This window comes from Sulfuricurvum sp. (assembly GCF_028712165.1).
Classification (GTDB): Bacteria; Campylobacterota; Campylobacteria; order Campylobacterales; family Sulfurimonadaceae; genus Sulfuricurvum.
Map to the genome: position 1 here is coordinate 19903 of NZ_JAQTQR010000016.1, position 22422 is coordinate 42324.

Annotated in this window: 18 protein-coding genes; 11 read left to right on the forward strand and 7 right to left on the reverse strand. The window is 43.0% G+C overall.

Features of this window, described 5'->3' with window-relative positions:
- Positions 1-29 precede the first annotated feature (29 nt).
- The 10 genes from PHP90_RS04375 to PHP90_RS04420 all read left to right on the forward strand — a co-directional run bounded on the left by PHP90_RS04375 (position 30) and on the right by PHP90_RS04420 (position 8262).
- The gene (locus PHP90_RS04375; RefSeq protein WP_299925797.1) at positions 30-707 is read left to right on the forward strand and encodes a F0F1 ATP synthase subunit A; all 678 of its coding nucleotides are present in this window, start codon (positions 30-32) and stop codon (positions 705-707) included.
- A 130-nt stretch (positions 708-837) separates the two neighbouring features.
- The gene (locus PHP90_RS04380) at positions 838-996 is read left to right on the forward strand and encodes a hypothetical protein (RefSeq protein ID WP_299925800.1); all 159 of its coding nucleotides are present in this window, start codon (positions 838-840) and stop codon (positions 994-996) included.
- Positions 993-1544, forward strand: a complete 552-nt coding sequence (locus tag PHP90_RS04385; protein ID WP_299925802.1) for a thiamine phosphate synthase — start codon at positions 993-995, stop codon at positions 1542-1544. Before PHP90_RS04380 ends, PHP90_RS04385 begins: the two co-directional genes overlap by 4 nt.
- An 18-nt stretch (positions 1545-1562) precedes the next feature.
- Positions 1563-2993, forward strand: coding sequence for an Asp-tRNA(Asn)/Glu-tRNA(Gln) amidotransferase subunit GatB (gene gatB, locus PHP90_RS04390; protein ID WP_299925854.1), 1431 nt, complete (start codon positions 1563-1565; stop codon positions 2991-2993).
- A gap of 8 nt (positions 2994-3001) precedes the next feature.
- Complete coding sequence (locus tag PHP90_RS04395) at positions 3002-4561, forward strand: ion transporter (protein WP_299925857.1); 1560 nt, start codon at positions 3002-3004, stop codon at positions 4559-4561.
- The gene (locus PHP90_RS04400; protein WP_299925859.1) at positions 4558-5259 is read left to right on the forward strand and encodes an NAD-binding protein; all 702 of its coding nucleotides are present in this window, start codon (positions 4558-4560) and stop codon (positions 5257-5259) included. The genes PHP90_RS04395 and PHP90_RS04400 overlap by 4 nt, the downstream gene beginning before the upstream one ends.
- Positions 5256-6146, forward strand: coding sequence for an NAD(P)H-dependent glycerol-3-phosphate dehydrogenase (locus tag PHP90_RS04405; protein ID WP_299925861.1), 891 nt, complete (start codon positions 5256-5258; stop codon positions 6144-6146). The genes PHP90_RS04400 and PHP90_RS04405 overlap by 4 nt, the downstream gene beginning before the upstream one ends.
- A gap of 3 nt (positions 6147-6149) precedes the next feature.
- Positions 6150-7502, forward strand: a complete 1353-nt coding sequence (locus PHP90_RS04410; RefSeq protein WP_366141100.1) for an SLC13 family permease — start codon at positions 6150-6152, stop codon at positions 7500-7502.
- 10 nt (positions 7503-7512) lie between these two features.
- Positions 7513-7803 carry a Dabb family protein gene (locus PHP90_RS04415; RefSeq protein WP_299925864.1) on the forward strand — a complete coding sequence of 97 codons (291 nt, stop codon included), beginning with the start codon at positions 7513-7515 and terminating at the stop codon, positions 7801-7803.
- Positions 7804-7881: 78 nt separating this feature from the next.
- Positions 7882-8262 carry a hypothetical protein gene (locus PHP90_RS04420; RefSeq protein WP_299925867.1) on the forward strand — a complete coding sequence of 127 codons (381 nt, stop codon included), beginning with the start codon at positions 7882-7884 and terminating at the stop codon, positions 8260-8262.
- Positions 8263-8282: 20 nt separating this feature from the next.
- Here the strand turns inward: PHP90_RS04420 and PHP90_RS04425 are convergent, their stop codons facing one another.
- Both PHP90_RS04425 and abc-f read right to left on the reverse strand, forming a co-directional pair.
- Positions 8283-9185, reverse strand: coding sequence for a D-hexose-6-phosphate mutarotase (locus PHP90_RS04425; protein ID WP_299925870.1), 903 nt, complete (start codon positions 9183-9185; stop codon positions 8283-8285).
- 9 nt (positions 9186-9194) lie between these two features.
- Positions 9195-11153, reverse strand: a complete 1959-nt coding sequence (abc-f, locus tag PHP90_RS04430; protein ID WP_299925873.1) for a ribosomal protection-like ABC-F family protein — start codon at positions 11151-11153, stop codon at positions 9195-9197.
- A 147-nt stretch (positions 11154-11300) separates the two neighbouring features.
- On the opposite strand from abc-f, the gene PHP90_RS04435 reads away from it, so the two are divergent.
- On the forward strand, positions 11301-11633 hold the full coding sequence (locus PHP90_RS04435) for a glycine zipper domain-containing protein (protein WP_299925876.1): 333 nt from the start codon (positions 11301-11303) through the stop codon (positions 11631-11633).
- A 109-nt stretch (positions 11634-11742) separates the two neighbouring features.
- Here the strand turns inward: PHP90_RS04435 and PHP90_RS04440 are convergent, their stop codons facing one another.
- The 5 genes from PHP90_RS04440 to PHP90_RS04460 all read right to left on the reverse strand — a co-directional run.
- Complete coding sequence (locus PHP90_RS04440) at positions 11743-13245, reverse strand: HD domain-containing phosphohydrolase (RefSeq protein ID WP_299925879.1); 1503 nt, start codon at positions 13243-13245, stop codon at positions 11743-11745.
- Between the two features lie 12 nt (positions 13246-13257).
- Positions 13258-17595 (reverse strand): PAS domain S-box protein, encoded by a 4338-nt coding sequence (locus PHP90_RS04445; RefSeq protein WP_299925882.1) that lies wholly within the window; start codon positions 17593-17595, stop codon positions 13258-13260.
- 197 nt (positions 17596-17792) lie between these two features.
- The gene (locus tag PHP90_RS04450; protein ID WP_299925885.1) at positions 17793-18095 is read right to left on the reverse strand and encodes a hypothetical protein; all 303 of its coding nucleotides are present in this window, start codon (positions 18093-18095) and stop codon (positions 17793-17795) included.
- A 34-nt stretch (positions 18096-18129) separates the two neighbouring features.
- Positions 18130-20547: an EAL domain-containing protein gene (locus tag PHP90_RS04455; RefSeq protein ID WP_299925888.1), complete on the reverse strand. Its 2418-nt coding sequence runs from the start codon at positions 20545-20547 to the stop codon at positions 18130-18132.
- A gap of 102 nt (positions 20548-20649) precedes the next feature.
- On the reverse strand, positions 20650-22422 hold a 1773-nt coding region (locus PHP90_RS04460; protein WP_299925889.1), incomplete at its 5' end, for a molybdopterin-dependent oxidoreductase.

The following is a 22422-nucleotide window of genomic DNA, read 5'->3' on the forward strand; positions in this document are numbered from 1 at the left end:
CTAATTTTCTATGCAAAGGAACGCTACTTATGGGTGAGTTGTTTACCTTCTTCGGCCTTATCAGCCACGAACACACGTTCATTTTCCTCACACACATGTTGCTTACAGCGGCTATTGTTCTTGTGATCGCAAAAATGGCGACATCAAATCTTCGTCTTGTTCCAACCGGAACACAAAACGTAATGGAAGCGTATCTTAGCGGCGTTCTTGCTATGGGTGCGGACGTAATGGGTAAAGCGGAAGCTCGCCGTTACCTGCCTCTTGTTGCGACTATCGGTCTTTTTGTCGGTATTGCAAACGTTATCGGAGTACTTCCGGGTTTTGAAGCGCCAAGTGCGTTTTTGGATTTTACCCTTGCTCTTGCATTGGTAGTATTCGTATACTATAACTTCGAAGGTATCCGCCGTAACGGTATCATCAGCTACTTCAAACACTTTATGGGTCCTGTATGGTGGTTGGCATGGTTGATGTTCCCGATCGAGATCGTTTCACACATCTCTCGTATCATCTCTTTGAGCTTCCGATTGTTCGGTAACGTCAAAGGGGACGATATGTTCTTGATGGTATTGTTGATGCTGGCTCCATGGATTCTTCCAATCGTTCCGTTTGCATTGTTGACATTCATGGCATTCTTGCAAGCATTTATTTTCATGATGCTCACCTACGTTTACCTCGGCGGTGCGGTTCTTCTTCACGACGAACACTGAGTCAATGCTTATGAAGCGAAGTACGTTTGACGCACTTTTAAGCTTCCTTGGCGGGGTTTCCTGGGCTTTCGTTATTGTTGGGGCCTTGGTAACTTTTAAATCCTTTCTCTTCTTGGGTTTAGTGCCCGCATTGATGTTTACGTTTGTTTTCCTCTTTTTAGCACTTTTTTTGATCTTGGTATTGGAAACAATGTCGATGTATCGCGATCGTCATGAAATGATGCTCAAACAAACAGCACTTCTCGAAGAGATTCGTGACAGTGTCAAGGAAGTTTCAGAAGACGCGTGAAAACTTATCTGATCACTGATCCCGTCTACTATGGAAGTGAGCCTATGGCGCTCACATCTTCTCTCAAAACTGTTTTTACCCGAACTATTCCGGATTTTATTTTACTTAGAGATAAACAAACCTCTGATTATCCTACTCTTGCAAAAACTTTTATCAGGGTATGCCGAAGCCACAATGTTCCAACGGTACTTTTGCATGCTGATTGCACACTTGCGCATGATTTAGGTGCGGATGGTGTGCATCTGACTTCTAATCAGTCTGATCTCATCGTAAAGGCAAAAGCATTAGGTCTTTATGTCATTATCAGTACCCATACTCATGAAGAAGCATTCAAGGCTCAGAATTTGGGTGCCGATGCGATCACCTACAGTCCGATATATGAGTCTCCGAACAAAGGAGAGCCCAAGGGTTTAGAGGATTTAAAAGAAATAGTGGATAAAATAAGTATACCTATTTTTGCGCTCGGCGGAATTACGACCGAAGAGCAAATAAACGCGGTCGAAAAATGCGGAGTATTTGGCTTCGCTTCGATCCGATATTTTATATAACCCAAGGAAACTATTCGTATGTTTGAAACCATTATCGGTTTGGAAGTCCACGTCCAGCTTAATACCCAGTCTAAACTTTTTTGCTCATGCCCTACCAGCTTTAACCACGAACAAAATACGAACACCTGTCCAACCTGTCTTGCTTTGCCGGGTGCGTTGCCGGTACTGAACAAAGAAGCAGTCCGTAAAGCGGGAATGTTTGGTACGGCAGTCGGTGCGACGATCAACCGTACGTCGTTTTTCGACCGTAAGAGCTACTTTTATCCGGACAGCCCGAGTGCGTATCAAATCACTCAGCTCTACACCCCTATCGTCGAGCACGGGAAACTGACCATCGATTTCGAAGACGGCAGCCATAAAACCATCCGTATCAACCGTGCCCATATCGAAGCGGATGCAGGGAAAAATATCCATGACGGACCTATTTCAAAAGTCGATTTGAACCGTGCGGGAACGCCGTTGCTCGAGATCGTTTCTGAGCCGGATATGCGTTCAGCCGAAGATGCGATTTCGTATCTCAAAAAGCTCCATTCGATCGTCCGTTATATCGATATCTCCGATGCGAACATGCAAGAGGGATCGTTCCGTGTCGATGTTAACGTCTCTATCCGTCCTCGTGGGGATGAAAAGCTCTATACCCGTGTCGAGATCAAAAACATCAACAGTTTTCGATTTATTCAACGTGCGATCGAGCTTGAGGTAGCGCGTCAGAAAGAGGCGTGGGAAGATGGTGTGTATGAGCAGGAGATTGTTCAGGAAACCCGTCTGTTTGATCAGGTAAAACAAGAGACCCGTTCGATGCGCGGTAAAGAGGAAGCGGCGGATTACCGTTATTTCCCTGAACCGGATTTGCTCAAAGTAATCGTGGATGATGCAATGTACGCTCAAGTTTTGGATATTCCTGAACTTCCTGATGCGAAAAAAGAGCGTTTCGTAACGGCATTCGGCCTTCGTGAGTACGATGCAGCGGTTATCACTGCTGATTTGGAAAATGCCCATTATTTTGAATCGATGTTAGAGTGCGGAGTTACCGCAAAAAATGCGGTTACATGGCTCACGGTAGAGTTGCAGGGACGTCTCAAGGGGGGAATCAGTGCGTATGAGTCTCCGGTCAGCGCCAAAACGCTCGGAACTCTGGTCAAACGGATTGAAGAGAGTGTTATCAGCGGTAAAGCAGCTAAAGAAGTTCTTGATTATCTCCTCGAAAATGAGGGTGGCGATGTCGATGAAGTGATTGAAAAACTGGGGCTTAAACAAGTCAGCGATACCGGTGCCCTCGAAGCGCTGATCGATGAGATTTTGGCGGCTAATACCGATAAAGTGGCAGAATACAAATCGGGTAAAGACAAACTGTTCGGATTCTTTGTCGGACAGGCTATGAAAGCGTCGAAAGGTTCTGCAAACCCGAATACGCTGAATGAGATTCTTCAAACTAAACTAGCGCAATAGGGACAGATATGATTGGCAGATGGATCGTAGGATTCGCATTTTTTATACATGCGTCTCCGAGCTATCGCCGCATTAAGAGATTTTTTCATAATCTCCTCGAAAATCCTTCATATCCGTATAAGAAATTTTTTGATTATACGATGATCATGTTGATCGTCATCAGTGTTTATATTCTGATCCGTCATGTTAAACATGAAGTGAGCCCGGAGTGGCTTTATTTCAATAACTATATTATTTCATTCATATTCTTGATCGAGTATCTTTTACGTTTATGGCTCTACAGCGACGGATCGAAAATTGTGATCGAGCAATATGAACACGATCTCTTTTTGCAACGTCCGTTTCGATGGATAAATGCGTTTAAACTGGCTTTGGCGAGTAAACGGGCATATGTTTTCTCCCTCTCTGCCATGATCGATTTACTGGCCATTATGCCGTTCTTCCATGAACTTCGAATGTTGCGTGTTTTTATCCTCTTTCGGGTATTCAAGCTTTTTCGTTATACAAAAAGCTTGACCCAGTTCATCTCAATCCTCTCCTCTAAAAAATTCGAGATTTTTACCCTCGGTATTTTTGCGATGATGATCATCGTTGTTTCATCGGTCTTGATTTATGTAATGGAAGCCAATAATCCCGAATCGCGGATTAATACCCTTTTTGACGCCATCTATTGGTCTGTCGTCACGATTTTTACCGTAGGATACGGTGATTTTATCCCTGTAACCGATGAGGGGCGGATGGTTGCTATGGTGATTATCGTAGCAGGTATCGCGGTTATCTCTTTTGCAACGTCGATTGTGGTATCGGCATTTACCGAAAAGCTTGATGAGATTAAAGAGGAAAAACTCATCGAAGATGTTTCAAAAATTAACCAATTTTATTTGATATGCGGATATACGCCGCTTACACAGCAAGTGGCTCACCGTTTTAACAAAAATGGAAAAAATGTTGTTATTTTAGAACGGGATAAACAAAAGGTGGTAGAAGCCCAGAAGGAAGGATTTGTTGCATTAGCGAATGATTCCGGCTCTCTTAATTCCTATCAGACCCTTCAAATGGACTTTGAGAAGCAGGTTATAGCCGTTATTTTGCTTCAAGAGAGTGATGTGCTGAATGTTTATACGGCATTAACCATTCGCGAGCTCTCAAAAAAAGTGTCGATACTTTCTATTTTGCACCAAAAAGAGAATCGTCGTAAACTCTCATTGGCCGGTATTAACGAGATTGTTTATACTCAGGAATTGATCGGATTGATCAGTAAAGAGATCAGTGGCAGACCGGTTGCTTTTGAGGTGATTCATGCTCTAAGATCTGAAAATAGCGGTGTATTTATTGAAGAGATCGGATTAGATGCTTCAATGGCGGATCATTTTTTAGAGGCTTCAAAACTTCCGCTGTTTCATAAACGTCTGATTGTTCTGGGGATTTATAAAACTGCTGAGAGCTCTTTTTGTTTTAACCCTTCCAGTACACTTGAAATCAAGGAGGGGGATGTTGCAATCATTATCGGTACGCGGACTCTCATTGATGAATTAAAAGCGCTGATGTATAAAAAGGGTAAAAAATGACACATCACAGTGCACTGGTATTCGGTTTTAATGAATACGCCAAGCAGATTGTATTGCAAATAGCAGGTGAATATACCTCTTTTGCCGTTTTTGTTATGAATGATGCAGAAAAGTCAGCGGCGCAATCAGCGGGTTTTGAAGCTGAAATATTTGACCTTAGTGAAGATTGGAAGAGCATTGAAGAACGTTTTAATATCAAGGAACTGATTGTCTTTTGTGCATTGGACAATGATGCTGAAAATGTCTTTCTCACGATTTCATTACGCTCGATGTTTGAAGATATTCCTATCATTGCTTTAGCCGGAGATCATGAAAGTGCTGAAAAGATGAAAAGTGCCGGTGCAAATAAAGTGATGCCTATTTTGCAAATTACGGCTGGGATTATTGGCGAAATGCTCGAAAAACCGACCGTTACTGAAGTACTTCATGATATTTTTTATGAAGATTCGACATTGAAAATCGCACAGATAACCGTTTCAAAAGATAGTTTTGTAGTGGGGAAACATCTGTATGATATTGATTGGGGAAATGAGTATGATGTATTGCTGCTAGCCATTGTGGATTTTCAGCTAGGGGCAACATTCAGCTTTACGTCACGCGGTCATAATCACCACATCGATCCCGATGATATTTTAGTCGTTATCGGTTACGAGGATAAAATAGCTGCATTTTCGAAGTTAATGGAGGTATCGATATGAAAAAAGTAGGGATTATCGGTGCAGGTAAATGGGGTGAAGCACTCAGTTTTGCAATGAGTGAAAAAAATGAGGTGATTATTACATCTCGTACTCCCCGGGATTGGCCAAATTTTAAACCCCTCGAAGAAGTATTGCAGTGCGAGTATCTCATCATCACTGTTCCGGCCCAGCAGGTCGGGAAATGGCTGGAAGAAAATTTTGTCTTTTCGGGACAAAAAATCCTCGTGGCGGCAAAAGGGATCGAAGCATCCAGCGGCCGATTTTTGAATGAAATCTATATGCAGTATATCCCGAGTGAAAATCTCTGTTTTCTCTCCGGTCCTTCGTTTGCGGCGGAGGTAATCAAGTCACTTCCGACCGCATTGGTGATTAATTCGACTTCGCTTTCTACGGCGCGGGAGTTTGCCGCTTTATTTCCCAAATTTATTCGTACGTATGTGAGCGAAGATGTTATCGGAGCGGAGATTACGGGAGCGTATAAAAACGTTATTGCTATCGCTGCGGGGATTTGTGAGGGACTCGGACTGGGGCATAACGCTGCTGCGAGTTTGATCGCACGCGGGCTGGTAGAGATGCAACGCTTTGGAAAAGCATACGGAGCAAAAGACGAGAGTTTTTTAGGTCTTAGCGGAGCGGGGGATCTGTTTCTAACCGCCAGCTCTTCAATGTCACGTAACTTTCGTGTCGGATTGGGACTTGCCAAGGGTTTGAACAAAGAGGCGGTATGCGAAGAGATCGGTGAAGTGAGTGAAGGGATAGGGACAGCCTACGCGCTTCATGAGATTGCCGAAGCAAGAGGGGTATATCTTCCCATTGCCGCAGAAGTGTATGCTATCTTAGAAGGGAAATCACCGCGTGCGAGTTTACGTGATTTGATCGAACGCTAAGTCATGAATATGTCGGAACAATCGAAAAAACTAATCATTGCTCTTTTAACGGCACTGATAACTTTTGCTATCGCTTTTATAATTCTTAATGCGGTACAAGCGGCATTGTTAGGGATAATTGTCCTTCTCGTGGCATTATGGAGCAATGAAGCGCTGCCGATGGCTGTGGTATCGCTTTTGCCGATTATCCTTTTTCCCGCCTTTGGGATTATCGATACCAAAACAACGGCACTCAATTATGCCAATCCGATTGTGTACCTCTTTTTTGGCGGGTTCTTACTGGCGATTGCAGTGGAGAAGAGCGGTTTGCACCGATGGATGGCCCACCATTTACTGAATCTCTTTCCCAAAAGTGCCAAAGGGGTGATTTTTGCTTTGGCATTTACTTCGGCAATGTTAAGCTCGCTCCTCTCCAATACAACCACGACACTGCTGTTGATGTCGATGGGGCTGTTTTTATCCACAATTCCGAAAATCCAAATGCGCTATCTTCTTGCCATCGCATACGGAGCAAGTATCGGCGGGATCATAACTCCTGTGGGGACGGCGCCAAATCTGATTTTACTCGGGATATTGGGAGAACATTCGCTTCCGGTCGTCCCTTTTGTCCAGTGGGTTGTGATGGTGGCACCTTTGGCATTTGTGATGCTGGGGATGATGGGCTGGGTACTTGGTATCGGATTGGCGAATGAGCCGAGCCATGCCAGCGAATCGCACCCTCCGTTGACGCCGCCTCAGCGAAAGGTATTGACGCTTCTCGGTGAGTTGATGGCGGTATTGTTGGTTAATGCTCCGATTCGTCCCTATTGGAACGGATTGGGATTGGCAGAAGAGGGGGTAATGCTCACGTTCGGATTGCTCCTCTTCTTACCGCAGTTGAATTTGCTGGACTGGATTGAAGATAAGGGAAAAATCCCGTTTCGGATTATGTTTTTATTCGGTGCGGGATTTGCGATTGCCAAGGCATTTTCGGATACGGGATTGGCAGATACTACGGCACAAAGTCTCGGAGTACTCGGAACATTGGCTCCGTGGATGATCATATTAGCGATTGCGGCATTGATTACGTTTACGACAGAAATTACGTCGAATACGGCTCTGATTTCGGTCATGCTACCGGTCATCTATTCCTTTTCGATCCAAAATCATTTTGATCCACTCCTTTTTATGATGGTGGCAACGATCAGCTCAAGTTATGCGTTTATGCTGCCGATTGCGACACCGCCGAATGCGATCGTGATGTCCAGCGGTGTGATAAAAATCAAAGAGATGGCAAAGTATGGAATGATTCTAAATATTATCGGGATTATTTTGATTGTATTATTCGCCCATTTTTATTGGGAAAATTTTATTTAAAAGGTTGATTATGTTAGTTCACATCGTTATGTTTCAGTTTAAAGAAGAGAACAAAGAAGCAAATCTAGTAAAAGTCAAAGGGATGCTCGAAGCCCTCCCTTCTAAAATCGATACTTTGCGCAGTATGGAAGTCGGAATTGATGTCAGCCGAAGTGAGCGATCATTTGATCTGGTACTGATATCAACGTTTGATGATCAGGCAGGGTTGGATGTCTATGCCCCTCATCCGGCACACCAAGAAGTGGTAAATGTTATCAAAGAGGTTACGAGTCTTTCCAAAGTTGTCGACTATATCCAATAGATAATTTTCTACACTATTCATTAACTCTTTTGTAACATTTCCGTTCTATAATGGTATAAATCACTCGAGGAGTATCACATGAAAACGTTAGTAACTGTTGTAGCGGCTGCGGCCTTATTATCTTCATTCGCATTCGGTGAAACTGCCGCAATGAATCAAGAACGGGTACAAGTTCAAAACGAAGTCCAAAATAAATTTCGTACGATGAGTACGGATGAATTGTTGGAAAAACGGGGAACTATGACCACTCAGCAAGAACGTGAACAGCTCCATAATGAGCTTATGAGCCGTCAGAAAACGATGACGAAAGAACAAAATGAGAAGTTCATGAAAAGACCGGAAAATCGTGTTCCTAAAATGAAAAACCAAGGTTCAGGCAAAGGGATGATGCAAGGTGGCGGTATGGGCTCAGGCATGGGCGGTGGCGGAATGGGTGGCGGAGGGATGGGAGGACGTTAATCGTCTCTCCTCTCTATCCGTCAGTTTTCTACAGAATAGACTGCTTTTAGCGTATAACTCTCTGCGGGTTGCAGTGTGATGATGTCATCACCTGCATTTGCCGTTTCAACGCAGACTATTTTTGTGTAATCATCTGCATTTAAATCCGCTTTTTGCTCACATACCCGTATCCACGGATTCCACACGATAGCAGTACGGCTCCCCTCAGACTCAATACGAATATTTCGATTGTATGCATCGTCATGTATTATGATCTCTCCCCCATTAGTAGGATAGACACGGTCCGTTTCGCCCTCGATGGAGATAGGATTTTTTTGAGGTTTTTCTCGGCTGTTATCGGTTTTGTCAGTGTAGGTGAATCCTTCGAGCCCAGTAATCCTCGTTTGGGTGATATCTCCTACACTAAAGTAGGTGTGGAGTGCCTGCGTAAGCTCCAAAGATGTATCCCCTAGGTTGTGGGTCGTGAGTTCCATTGTGAATTGTTTGCCTACGGTGAGTTTGAGGATAAGGCGAAAACGATGAGGCCAGAGTGCATAGGTCTCAGGAGTATCGGTGAGCTCAAAGGTGATACTGCACTCCTGATCGGGAAGAAGATCGGAAGAGATAACATTCCACATACGGGTGCGGACAAGTCCGTGATCGCTACGCCCTTGTTTTTGAGGATCGGGACCAAACCACGGCCAGCAGATAGGGACTCCGCCTCGGATAGGGGTTCCTTCTTTGAAAATCGCTTTTTCGCTCAGAAACAGCAGATTCTCAGTGTCAGAAGTAAAACGATACGAGAGTAAATGGGCGCCGTAAGGGGTAATGGCTGCTGTCGCGTGAGGTGTCGTGACAAGGGCTATCGGAAAGCCGTTTGGCCCATCTTTGAATGTTACATAACCTGCGTGTGAATACAGAGAGTTGAGAGTTTCGATGTCCATTGAACTTCCTTAACTGTTTTTCAGAGCTTCGATCTCTTCAGCTTTCTCTTCGATCGTGAGGAGTTCGTCTACTTTTTCCTCGTAGAGCGCTTTTGTTTTTTCCAGCTCTTCGGCGAGGACGCTAATCCCGATTTTTTCGTATTTTTTCGGATCGGCGAGGGAAGCGTTTAGCTCATCGATCTTGGCTTCGAGGGCTTCGATTTCTGTCGGGAGTTTTTCGAGAGCACGTTGTTCGTTAAAAGTGAGTTTGAAGACTTTTTGTTTTTCGTTTTGCGCGGTTACCGCAGTGGTTGCAGATTTGGCAAACTCTGCTTCCATAGCGTCCATTTCCTGGAGCTCTTTTTCATCTTCTAGGTATTCGCTGTAGGGTTTATAGCTCTCTTCGATGGTTCCGTCACCTTTGAAGATAAAGAGTTTTTTGGCAATCTTGTCGACGAAATATCTATCATGGCTGACGAGGATAACGGCTCCCGGGAAGTTTTGGAGTTTTTCTTCAAGGATATTGATTGTGGGAATATCGAGATCGTTGGTCGGTTCATCCAGAATTAGACAGTCCACTTTTTTCGTAAAGAGCAGGGCGAGGGCGACACGGTTTTTTTCTCCGCCGCTGAGGACTCCGATCTTTTTGTCCAAAAATTCTCTCGGGAAGAGGAAGTTTTTTAGATAGCCGTAAACGTGGTAGTCTTGCCCCTGTGCATCGACGCGATCTCCGCCGTGAGGGCAGAATGTCTCGATGAGGTTGAGATTGTCATCGAGCATTTCACGGTGTTGATCAAAATAGCCGATTGTGAGATCCCCTATCTTGATAATTCCGCTGGTCGGTTTGAGGCGTCCGAGCAGTGCTTTGAGCAGCGTCGATTTTCCGCTCCCGTTGGGGCCGACTACGGCAATGACGTCTTTTTGCAGGATTCGGGTTGAGAAGTCTTTGATGAGGAGTTTATCTCCGAGAGTAAGTCCGAGATGCTCAATCTCGAAAAGCATCTTCTGGCGGTTGATTCCCTCTGAACGGTTAAAGTGTTTTGCTTCGCGCTCGAGTTCGAGTTTCATTTTTCGAATTTTAGAAGGATTGTTTTTAGCATCTTCGCGCAGCTGCAATACCCGCTGTTTGCGTCCTTCGTTTCGTTTTAGACGTGCTTTGACTCCGCGACGGAGCCATTCGTTCTCGGTTTTGAGGAGTTTTAGGAGGTTGTCGTGCTGTTGAGCCATGGTACGGAGCAACTCCTGCTTTTGTTCCAGATAGTTGCTGTAACCCCCGTTAAATTCGCGAAGAGAACAATCTTCGACTTCGATCGTTTTGGTCGCGACCTGATCGATAAAATAACGGTCATGCGAGATAAAGAGGAGGGTGAAACGCTCTTTGAGAATCAGCTCTTCGAGAAACTCGACCATGTAGACGTCGAGATGGTTGGTTGGTTCGTCGAGGAGAAGGATATCGGGTTTTTGGAGTAAGAGTGAGGCGAGGGCGACACGGCGTTGTTCCCCTCCGCTGAGGAGATCGACTTTTTTATTCTCATACTCTTTGAGCATAAAATGGTGCATCACCCGCTCGATTTTATCATCGAGGTTCCAGGCATTGTGATGATCAAGGAAATTAGTCAGTGTGGCTTGTTCATCGAGAAGTGCGCTATTATCAAATTCTTCGGCAAGGAGGACGGAAATCTCATCAAAACGGACTTTTGCCGATTTCAGCTCACCAAGACCTGCTTCAATCGCTTCGCGTACCGTGTGAGAAGGATCAAATTTCGGTACTTGGGAGAGCATCTTGATCTCGATACCTTGACGGTTGATCCGCTCACCCCCATCCGTATCAAGTGATCCGTGGACGATCTTCATCAGTGTCGATTTGCCGCTGCCGTTTTTGCCGACGATGACGACGCGTTCCCCCTCATCGATATGGAAATTGATATTTTCTAAAATTTTTTGGGCTTCGTAGTGTTTGCTGACACCGAGGAGATCGACTAATGCCATATTGGTTTTATTCCTATGTGAGGATACGTGAGCGAATTATAGCGGATGGGAACTTAGAGGGGGTATCTCATATTAATATCTAAAGATGACTATTATATGACTATAAAAGTGCTAAAATTCCCGCAATCAATTGAGGAGTCAACTAGTATGAAAACAAATTTAACATTAGTCTTGTCTATGCTTTTAGCAGCAAGTGTAAGTGTCAATGCAGGACAAATAGACGGCGGAGCAGTCGTGGGCAGTATGGTCGGTGCGGGAGTCGGTTCAGCAGTCGGTTCAGCGACCGGTGGTAAAAACGGTGCAATCATCGGCGGCGGTGTCGGCGGGGCACTCGGAGCAGCGGTCGGAAGCAAAGATCAGCCACGGGCTGGGACTAGAGAAAACACGGTATATGTAGAGGGTAGAAATCGGGATGATTATCGAGAACACCATGATAATGGAAGACATAAAGGACACCATAAGCATCACGATCGTGATTGATTGTAAAAATACCCTTTAAAAACAGTGATTGCGTGAGAGATACCATATCGCAATCGCGTAATTAACGATAACTGCTTGTTATACATATATGAATTATATCGGAGGAATTTTATTTTAATAATTCTTCCAAATCTTCGAGAGAATGTATCAGATAGCTATCCGTATTAAATTCTTTGAGTTCCAGAGTGATTAGGTTATCTGATTTTTGAAGAAGTGGTGTGAACAATGATAAATCTAAACTGATTGGGTTATTGGATAAGAGGACAAAATCATCACCATGCAGACGGAAAAGTACTTCATCCTCCGATTTTTTACGTAGAATATCAGCAAAAGACTTTAAAAACAAGTCGCCTTTGTCCCATCCGTAACGGTTATTATAGAGATTGAAATTATGGATAAAGATAATTTTTAGATAGAGAGTATTTGGATTATTTTGATGTTGAACTAAAAATAGATCTAGATAATGGGGATTATAGATTTTACATAATGAATCTTCAAAAAAGAAAGAAAAACGTTTCTGTTCCATTTCCGTCGAGGGGAGCTGAGAAATATTCGTATTGATCTCGATACCGGATAATACGGTGATGGCCGCATCGGTTACTTCAGGGTTAAATTGTGTACCGGAATATTTTTTGAGTTCATCGATAGCCAATTCAATGTTCATTCTGGGTTTATAAATACGGTTTGTTGTCATAGCATCAAATGCATCAGCCACAATCATAATTCGAGAGAGCGGAGGTATGGCGTCGCCTTGAATCCCGAGCGGATAGCCGGTTCCGTCATGCCGTTCATGGTGTGCCGCAACAATTTGTGAGAGTTCAAAATACATCGGAATATTTTGCAGCATGTTTGAGCCGGTTGTAACGTGCTCACAAATCAGGCGGTATTCGAGATCATCGAGCTTTCCGGGTTTGAGCAAGACGGAATCCGGAGTCACTATTTTGCCGATATCATGCAAAATTCCCGCACGATATACGAGATCACACTCTTTAGTGCTATACCCCATTTTTTCAGCAATGAGCTTACAGTATGTTGCAACACGTTCCGAATGTCCGCCGGTATAGGTATCGCGTTTTTCGACCAGTTCGACGAATGAGAGGAGCGTTTTTTCATAGTTTTCTATTTTTTCTATTTCGAGTGTAATATTTTTTTCGGTTCGGACCCTTACCATCTCTTCTAAAGACTCTTTATAGAGTTCGTTTTCACGGTATTTGTTGATTTTGTCAACGATTTTAAAAAGGATGAGATTGATATCGTCAAAGTCGATCGGTTTCACGAGATAGCCGCTGGCATGGAGGGAAAGCGCATCGAGGAGATAGGGCACTTCCGAAAAAGCGGTTGTAATAATTATCTCTTGTTCCGGAACTATCTCTTTAATAGCTTTAATCATTTCCAACCCGTTCATGTGGGGCATTTGTATATCGGTGATAATAATATCGTAGATTTTTTTTCGAAAAGCGATTAGCCCTTCTTCTCCGTTTGATGCGGTATCTACCTGCGGAAAAATGAGTCTGAGATAATCAACGACACTTTTTTGAAGGGCTGCATCATCCTCGACATATAAAATAGAGATTGACGAACTGATTGCTTTGAGCTCTTTCAAATATGCCATTGCATAAGCCTTTTAAGATAGTATCATCGGTAATCCGATATAAAAGCAGCATCCGACACTGTCACTGCTCCACCACAGTCTACCTCCGAGATGTTTGGAGATAATAATATTTGACATATAAAGTCCGAGCCCTGTACCGTTTTCGGCTTTTGTTGTGACGTAGGGCTGGGAGATTGTATTTTTGATCGAAGGGCTGATTCCTCCGCCGTTGTCACAAACCTGAATGATAATTTCCCTATCTTCACGTGTGAGTCCAATGCGGATGATTCCTGTGGTCGGATTATGTTCTTTGATCGCATCTTTTGCATTGTTAATAAGATTGATAAGGGCTTGAAGGAGTTGATTTTGGTAGGTATGAATTTCAAACTCTTGATTTTTTGGAAGTTCCAAGAGGATACCGTTATTATCGAGCCCTTTTTGAATAAGGGTGACTAATTTTTCGATGATGGTTGCCATATTCACTTTGTCTTTGACTTTGTCCGGTTTAAAAAAGTCCCGAAAATCATCAATTGTACGGGAAAGATAATGAGTTTGCTCATCCATGGTTTCGATCACCTGTTCGAGTACATCATCGGATATCTCATTATCGAGCTCAAGATGTGCTTTGAGGGTATTGGATGCCATCGAAATAATACTCAGAGGTTGTCGCCATTGATGGGCAATCATCGCGAGCATGTCTCCCATAGCCGCTTGACGGGCTTGTGAGATCATGATTTCATCTTTACGCTGAATCTCGGTAATGTCAATAGCGGAGGAAACAATCAAAGGTTTGTTTTTATGATTGTGATCTAGCCGTACCGAACTGACCAGCCAAACCCGATTTTCACCGGTTTTGACCGTGATATGGTGCTCTTTTGGTTCTCCTTGGATCGGTTGAATATACGATAATTTGAGCTCTTGTTTGTATGGCAAACTTATATTCGGATACAGTTTATCCATCCAGAGATCCAGTGTCGGAATCTCTTTGTACGAATACCCGGTACACTCTTTCAGTGTGAAATTGGTTAGGATAATATCCCCCTCATCGTCATGCAACATGATCGGGATAGGGGCGTATTCGATAATATTTTGGCGTTCCGCTTTTTCCATTTCCAGTTCATACATTAGGAATTTTAGCTGTGAAATATCACGGATAATGAGGAGAAAATAGAGCGGATTTCCGAATTCATCGTGCAATAAAACTGCTGAATGGTTAACCCAGATGACATTTCCATTTTTATGCTGATACCGCTTTTCGACTTGATAATTGTTCCGTTGATTTTCCAAAAGAAGCTTTTTCAGATGAATATCTACCGCTATATCTTCAGGATAAATAATATCACTAAGGTTCATGTATAACAGCTCTTCTTTGGTATAGCCTAAAAGAGTGCAGAGATATGTATTGGCGTCTATCCAGCTATCATCAAGTCCGATATGGGCGATTCCAATATTCGCCTCTTGGAAGGTGAGCTTATAAAGATTTTCTTGCTGTGCAAGCTTTTGGATAAGAACATCTTCTTTTGTGATATCGACAGCGGAGCAAATGACTCCGGTAATATTTCCTTCTTGATCTTTGATTGCGGCATTGGTCCATGACATCAGATGCCTACCATTATTTGCGTCGGTTACGGCAAAAGTGTTATTAGGGATAATCAGTATTTCTCCACTGAGAATCGAGGAAAATATCTCTTTAAATTTGTCACGTGATTCGGATGGGACAAAGATATCAATCCAGTTTTTTCCGATAACCTGATCAGAAGGAAGCCCTAAAATAGTGCACCCTTCAGTATTGATGGTCAGTATATTGGCATTTGTGTCGAGTGCCATGACCAGCATTCCGCTAATACTCATATAAAGATCGGAGAGTTGATGTTCACGGATCGCAATTTTTTCGAGTCGGTTTTGTTCCGTGATATCGTGAAAAGAGATTACGGCACCGATGATTTTTCCGCCTTCTATGATTGGGCTTTCGACTAATTCGACTTCGAAGGAGGTTCCGTCTTTACGCCAAAAAACTTCTTCTCCCCGATGGTGTTTACCCAGTCGAAGAACATTTTGAAGTGGGCATTCATTTTCTAGGTAAGCGGTTCCATCGGATTTAGTACGTTGCCAGAACTCATTACTCTTTTTCCCGATAAGCTCATCCGCACTCAATCCCAGCATTTTTGCGGCGGCAGCGTTGACAAAAGTGTGACGCATATCCATATCGAACCCCAGAATCCCATCGAGCGTTGAGTTCAGAATTAAAGCGTGCTGATGTTGGATATTTTCGATATGGGACAAGGATACATGGAGCTCTTCATTGGAGCTTTGTAACTCTTCATTCGATGTTTCCAACTCTTCATTGGAGCTTTGCAACTCTTCATTAGAACTTTGCAACTCTTCGTTCATGAGCTGCAAAGTCTCTTTGTTGATTGTTAATTCATCGGATAGTAAACGGATTTCTTCTCTGGCAGTTGTGAGCTGAGAGGTGAGATTCTTAAGCATCATTGATTCATCCGGAAGAGTTAATGCTCCGGGGTTAAACTGAAGATCACTACTGCTTAGTTCCTGAAAATAGAGCAAAAGCATTGGACTGCCGGTTAATCCGTTAAAAGGGTAGGCTATCACACGAACAAAGGTATCATCGGATGAAGTTGAAGCCGTTTCAATAAATTTTGTTGATTCAGGATTTTTGGAAGCAAGGGCGCGAATGAGAAGCGTTTTAACATCGTAACGGAGCGACTCATCCAGATTCAATAAAAGATTAAGGGTAGGAAAACCATCGGAAAAACGGATATAAGGGATAGCACCTTTTTTATAGACCATCGTAAAATTTTGATCTACGATGATGCAGTGAGGGGCAAAAAAATCAAACACGGTATGGGCTATTTGATCTTCAATATTTTTCATTTCAATTTCGGTGACCGGATTCGGTTCTTTTTCTGATTTTTGGTCTAGATGTTTTGAAAAATAATGGTTAGAAATTTTGGGAGGGTTTTGAATATATTCTTTTTCGTAAATTTTATGCAGGGTATTGAGCGGCGTGAAATAATTGACACTCAAGAGGGTTGATTCTGAGGAACCCAAAAAGAGGATCCCATGATCTTTGAGGGCGTAATGAAAAAGAGAAAATGTCTCTTTTTGCGCGACAGGCAAAAGATAGATCAGTAGATTTCTGCAGCTGATGAGATCTTGATTGATAAACGGGGGATCTTGGAGAAGATCGTGATGGGTAAAAACAATGGATTGACGGAGAGTCTGTACTACTTTATACCCATCATTAAACGGGGTGAAATATTCGTCCAATAAGGTTTGATCCACCTCTTGGAGAGACTCTTTAGAATAAAAACCTGCGCGCGCTGTTGCAAGTGCATCATCATCGATATCGGTGGCAAAAATACGAATATCAAGATTTTTTTGGAGACGTTTACAAATTTCACTAACCAAAATTGCCAATGAATACGCCTCTTCTCCGGTCGAACAGGCAACGCACCAAATGCGTAATTCATGATTTTCGGATTTTTTTTCCAAGGTGGAGGTCAGAGTATGCTCAAGAGCGTTAAATGCCTCTTTATCTCGAAAAAAAGCAGTGACCCCAATCAAAATTTCCTGATACAAAAGTTGTGCTTCCTCATGATGCTCCAGTAAATATTCCGCATATTCCGGGAGTGAATCGATGTGAAGGGCCATCATCCGTTTTTTAATCCTCCGTGAAACCGTCTCGTCTTTGTATTTTCGCAAATCGAGGTGAACTTGATTACGAAGTACGGTTTGGATCGTTTTCATCGGTTCCATCGTCGCATTTTTCAGGGGTGACTTAGATCCATGGATCAGATGATCAAGATGTCCCGGGATCTCTTCCAGAGTTAAAATATCGTCAATAACTCCAGCTTCAATGGCACTTTTCGGCATTCCATCATAATGGGTTTCTCCCAGTGACTGGGCTATAGTTCTCCCTCCGTGTTCTTTAATAGACCTCATCCCTTTTGTCCCATCATGCCCAGAGCCGCTTAATAAGATTCCAATGGTATTTTTTTTCTTGTACAAAGCCAAACTTTCAAAGAGTGTATCGACAGAAGGTGTCGGAGAATGAGGCATATTTTCAGCTTTTTCGAGGACAAGGCGATGATTTTTAAAATAAAGATTGCAGTTGGACGGGATAATGTAAATATGATCGGGAAGAAAGGCAGCGTCATAGTCTACTTCGGATACTGGGAGGAGGGAATGGTGCGCTAATATAGAAGCTAGGAGACTTTTATTATTGGGGGTCAAATGCTGTGCCACAATATATATACAGCCTAAACCCGATGGCAGCAGTGGAACAAGTTTTTGCAACGCCTCCAAACCACCCGCACTGGATCCGATTCCGACATACGTATATTTTTTCATTTTAACCTAATTGTTGTTTTTGAGCGCTCACATATCTATATACATAATATAACAAGGATATTCTGTTATGTCAAGTTTAAATAAAAATAAATATAAGATGATTTTTTAATCAGTATTGTAATTTTTTGCTTTTACAGAAACTTATGCTGATTTAAGGGCGCTTTGAAATGAAAAAGGGTTAGTAATAAAAATACCCTTTAAAAACAGTGATTGCGTGAGAGATACCATGTCGCAATCGCGTAATCATTATAGGGTGTTTCACGCTGAGCAACGGGAATGGAATCGTTGCGAAGTTTGCTTCGGATGATTCCAAAGACAATAAAACCTAAAAGCAACGTTCCTAGTACGATAAACCAATCACTCGTCCACCATACAAACCCTGCAATAATATAGTTTCCATAACTCAGTGCATATCCCAATATCCGTGCAAAAAATCGGCATTGACGTGTCGGCAATGTAGGCGTTGGATCAATATGGAAAGTTAATTGCTCATTATTCATAGATAAATTATAGCGGATGGTGGTTTAAGGGTGCTTATAATGTATTCGTCTCAAAATAGTTGAGCAGATCCGTATAAGTTAAAGGACGGCTATGCCAGTATCCTTGAATAGCAAAACATTCCAAATCATTTAAAATAGTGACTTGTTCGATCGTCTCGGCACCTTCGGCTATTGTTTTAATTCCTAGGGATGTAGCCATTGTGATAATTGCCTGAACGATAGCTCGGTCGTGCGGATCCGTTACCAGATCATCGACAAAGGATTTATCGATTTTGAGCGTGGAGACCGGGAATTTTTTTAGATAAGACATAGAAGAATATCCGGTTCCGAAGTCATCGATTGAAAAAGTGATACCGTGAACTGTCAGCTGGTTCATCTTTTCAATAGCGAGTGTTGGATTATCGACCAAAGCTCCTTCTGTGATTTCAAGTTCCAGCTTTTCAAAAGGGAACCCTGTTTCCTGCAATGCTTTTGTAATGATCTCATTGAGATGCTGATTTCGAAACTGGACAGGAGAGAGATTGACGGATATTTTGGGGATGAAACCGGTAGTTTCGGAGAGTTTCATCATTTTCGATAATGCCTCTTTGAGAATCCATTCACCTAAGGTAATGATTAGATCGGTCTCTTCGGCAATCGGAATAAAGTATGCGGGGTTCATAAATCCAAGAGTTGGGCTATTCCAGCGTATGAGAACTTCTAATCCTATAAACTGTTTTTCACGTGTATTGTATTTAGGCTGATAGACGAGAAAGAGCTCATCCGAACCGATCGCCTTGCGAAGAGCATTTTCGATAATCAATGTTCCAGAAACAAAATCGCCGTTGGTCGGTTCAAAAAAGAGATACGTGTTTTTGCCTTTGATTTTTGCTCCGTACATTGCCATGTCGGCAGCTTTGATCAATGTCTCAGCATCGTCTCCATCCTGCGGATACAACGCAATACCGATACTGGCAGTCATATAAATATCATTTTGATCAATAAAAAATGGTTCCTTCATCAAATGTAAAATGTCATGAACAGATTTTTCTATTGATTCTTTGGAGTCAGAGAATTCGGTTATAATCGCAAATTCATCTCCCCCTAAGCGGACACAGAATCGGTTCTCATCACATATCTGAGCGAATCGATCGGCAAGATTTTGTAAGAGCTGATCTCCGACTGAATGACCGAGTGAATCATTGACCATTTTAAAGCGATCCAAGTCGATATAGATAAGGCCGAAAATTTTGTCGTTTTCCTGTGCTTCAAGGATTTGAGTATTAAGACGTTCACGGAAGAAATGACGGTTTGGAAGTTTGGTCAGAGGGTCGAATAAAATCAATTGTTGAAGATGTTCTTCCGTATGTTTACGATCTTCGATGTCTTCGATAACACCGATATAATGAGTGATTTTTCCATCATTATCCAATACAGGAGAGATGGTTTCCAAACACCAGTAGATTGCACCGTTTTTTTTCTGATTTTTAAATTCTCCTCTCCATGTAAAACCCTTGGAAATTGTTTCCCACATATTTTTGTATATTTCTGAGCTATTGAGATGGGTTCGCATTACATTGGGTTTTTTGCCGATGAGTTCTTGCCGGGTATAACCGTTGATTTTACTAAAGGCTTTATTGACATATTCGATAATACCTTGTGTGTTTGTGATAATGATTCCGTTTCCGCTTTGTTCCAATGCATGCGTAAGCATTAGCAATCGCTGTCGGCTTGTTTCAAACGCTTTTTCACTTCCGATCAGTCGGCGTCCTAAAAACAATATCATACCAATACCGATGATCCAGAGAATCAAGTGGGTCAAGATCAGATTTGAAATACTATCTCGCTCAATAAGTTTATATGAGTCCAAAGGGATTGTGACATCGGTCGCACCCCGTAACCCGCCGACGGGGATTCCTGTCCAGGCATGACATTTTATACACCCCTGTTCCATATACATCGGCTGCATCATACGTAGATATCTTTTTCCGTCGACTTGGATGATCTCTGTGTACTCTTTTTTTCCTGATGAAAGGATATCAAGAGCTTTGGATTCCCACGTATCTGGAGCATTTTCGGGATTCATATATACTTTTGCAGTAATCCGTGCTTTGACTCCGTAGAGTTTCCCGTAGTCATTCATAATTTCTCGTAACATTGTTGCCGGATTGTAGAGAGTGAGCATTTTCCCGCTGCTGATATTAACATCACGATCTTTTATATTGGCAAGAAACGGGATAGGTTTTGTGTTTTCATCGACCGTGAGATATGCTCCGCCATGGCGTGTTGCCCACAAACGGAAAGCGAGGTCTTTGTTTAGATTGGTTTTTGCTTCTTGGGTAGCAAGTTGCAGTATTTGTTGATTGATATTATGAATATTCCAAATTAACGAGGTGAGGATAAGGATCATGAACCCGATAATAAAAAGGGGAATATATTTGGATAGAGTAACCGCTTTAGTGATGTTAGGCACGGAAAACTTCCTTTGATCTTTATCCTGAATGACTTATCAATGATAATAGCACAATGTTTTTGAATATTGCTAAGTTAAAGGAGAAAATACCTATACACAGTCTCACACCAAATTTTTAAGAGTGACTTGAGCCGATTTTAAGGCACTTTGGGATGAAAAAGGGTCATTTAATGCAGGAACCAGAGTATTGATCGGGTTTTTCGGATAACCAAACGGGGCAAACAGATGGTTGGGTGAGAGTTTTCCGAAACGGACGGGAAGTTCGAGAGAACCGAGATTATTACTGATAATTGCAATGTCTCCCTCCTGCAGACCTTTCTTTAGCGCTTCATCACTGTTCATCAGAAGATAGGGTGCTTCTTCTCCTTTGAGCAACTCTTCGACTTGCCCGGTACGGGTCATTGTATGCCACTGTTTTTTAGTTCGGCCGGTAATCAATACAAACGTATCGGTATCCAGATGAGGAGAAGAGGAGATGATCGGATGAAATTGTGCCTTGAGCGTTGCTGTGGCAAAGCATTCATCCGTATAAAGGCGTTCACCTCCCCATTGGTATGAAAGGGATTCGTACTTTTGGGTGCTTTGATCGCATAATCGATTTTTTGTGAGGGATTTATAGTCGTTATAGATCGCTTCTGTATCGGTGTAGTCGAAGCCTTCAAATCCCAGTTTCTGTGCTACATAGCAAATAATATCGCTGTCGCTTTTGGCTTTATCAGGGCCGGATTTAAAAGGGCGTACTCTTTTGATAAAGCGTTCCGAGTTGGTCATGCTCCCCTCTTTTTCTCCCCATGAAAGTGTCGGAAGGACGAGATTGGCAAGCGATGCCGTTTCACTGAGAACACAGTCTTGGACAACCAAAAAAAGCTCAGGATTACTAAATGCCCGCTCCGTCTTTTTCAGATCGGGAAGGGTTAGAAGGGGATTAGTGCAGGCAACCCATAAAAAGCGGATTTTATTCTCCAAGATAGCATCGACGGCATCGGTAACAGTGATACCGGGAGTAGGGGAAATCGTATTGGTCGGGAGGTTCCAATACACTTCGCAAACTGCTCTATCGTCCGGATTGCGCACATCCCGGTATCCCGGGAGTCCGTTAGAGAGATATCCCACTTCCCGTCCACCCATCGCGTTTGGCTGACCTGTGAGTGAGAGAGGGAGCCCTTTTTGGGCATTTATGCGTCCTGTTGCCAAAAATAGGTTGATAAATCCGAGATTGCGCATAACTCCGTCAACCGCTTGATTGAGCCCCTGACACCATAATCCGAGTATCTTTTTATTGGATGCGAAGAGTTCAACCAGTGATTCGACATCGTTCAAAGAGAGTCCACAGGATGCGACGGATTCTGCAAACGGTATTTCGATTGCAGCATTTATTGTTTGCTCGAACCCTTCGGTTGCACGGTCTATAAAGGCGGTATCGCATGCCCCGCGTCGATAAAGCTCGGCTAAAAGGGCATTATAAAGGGTCGTATCGCTTCCGCCGGAGAGTCCTATCCAGAGATCGCTTTTTTCGGCTGTTTCGGTATAGATCGGATCGATGACGATGATTTTTGTCTCCGGATGGGCTTTTTTACGGGCCAGTATTCTGCGGAAGATGACCGGATGTGCCCATGCGGGATTGGAACCGCTGATGATTATGACGTCTGCATCATCGATATCGGCGTAACTGCCTACGGGACCGTCACTGCCGAAAGCCATTTTGTGGGCGACAACGGCGGTTGCCATGCAAAGGCGGGAGTTTGCATCGACGTTGTTGGTTCCTAGATGTCCTTTGATCAATTTTGTAAAGAGATAGCTCTCTTCGGTAAGAAGCTGTCCTGAGAGGTAAAAGTAGAGGGCATCTTTGGGAAGATCGGAAATGTTTTTGGCGAG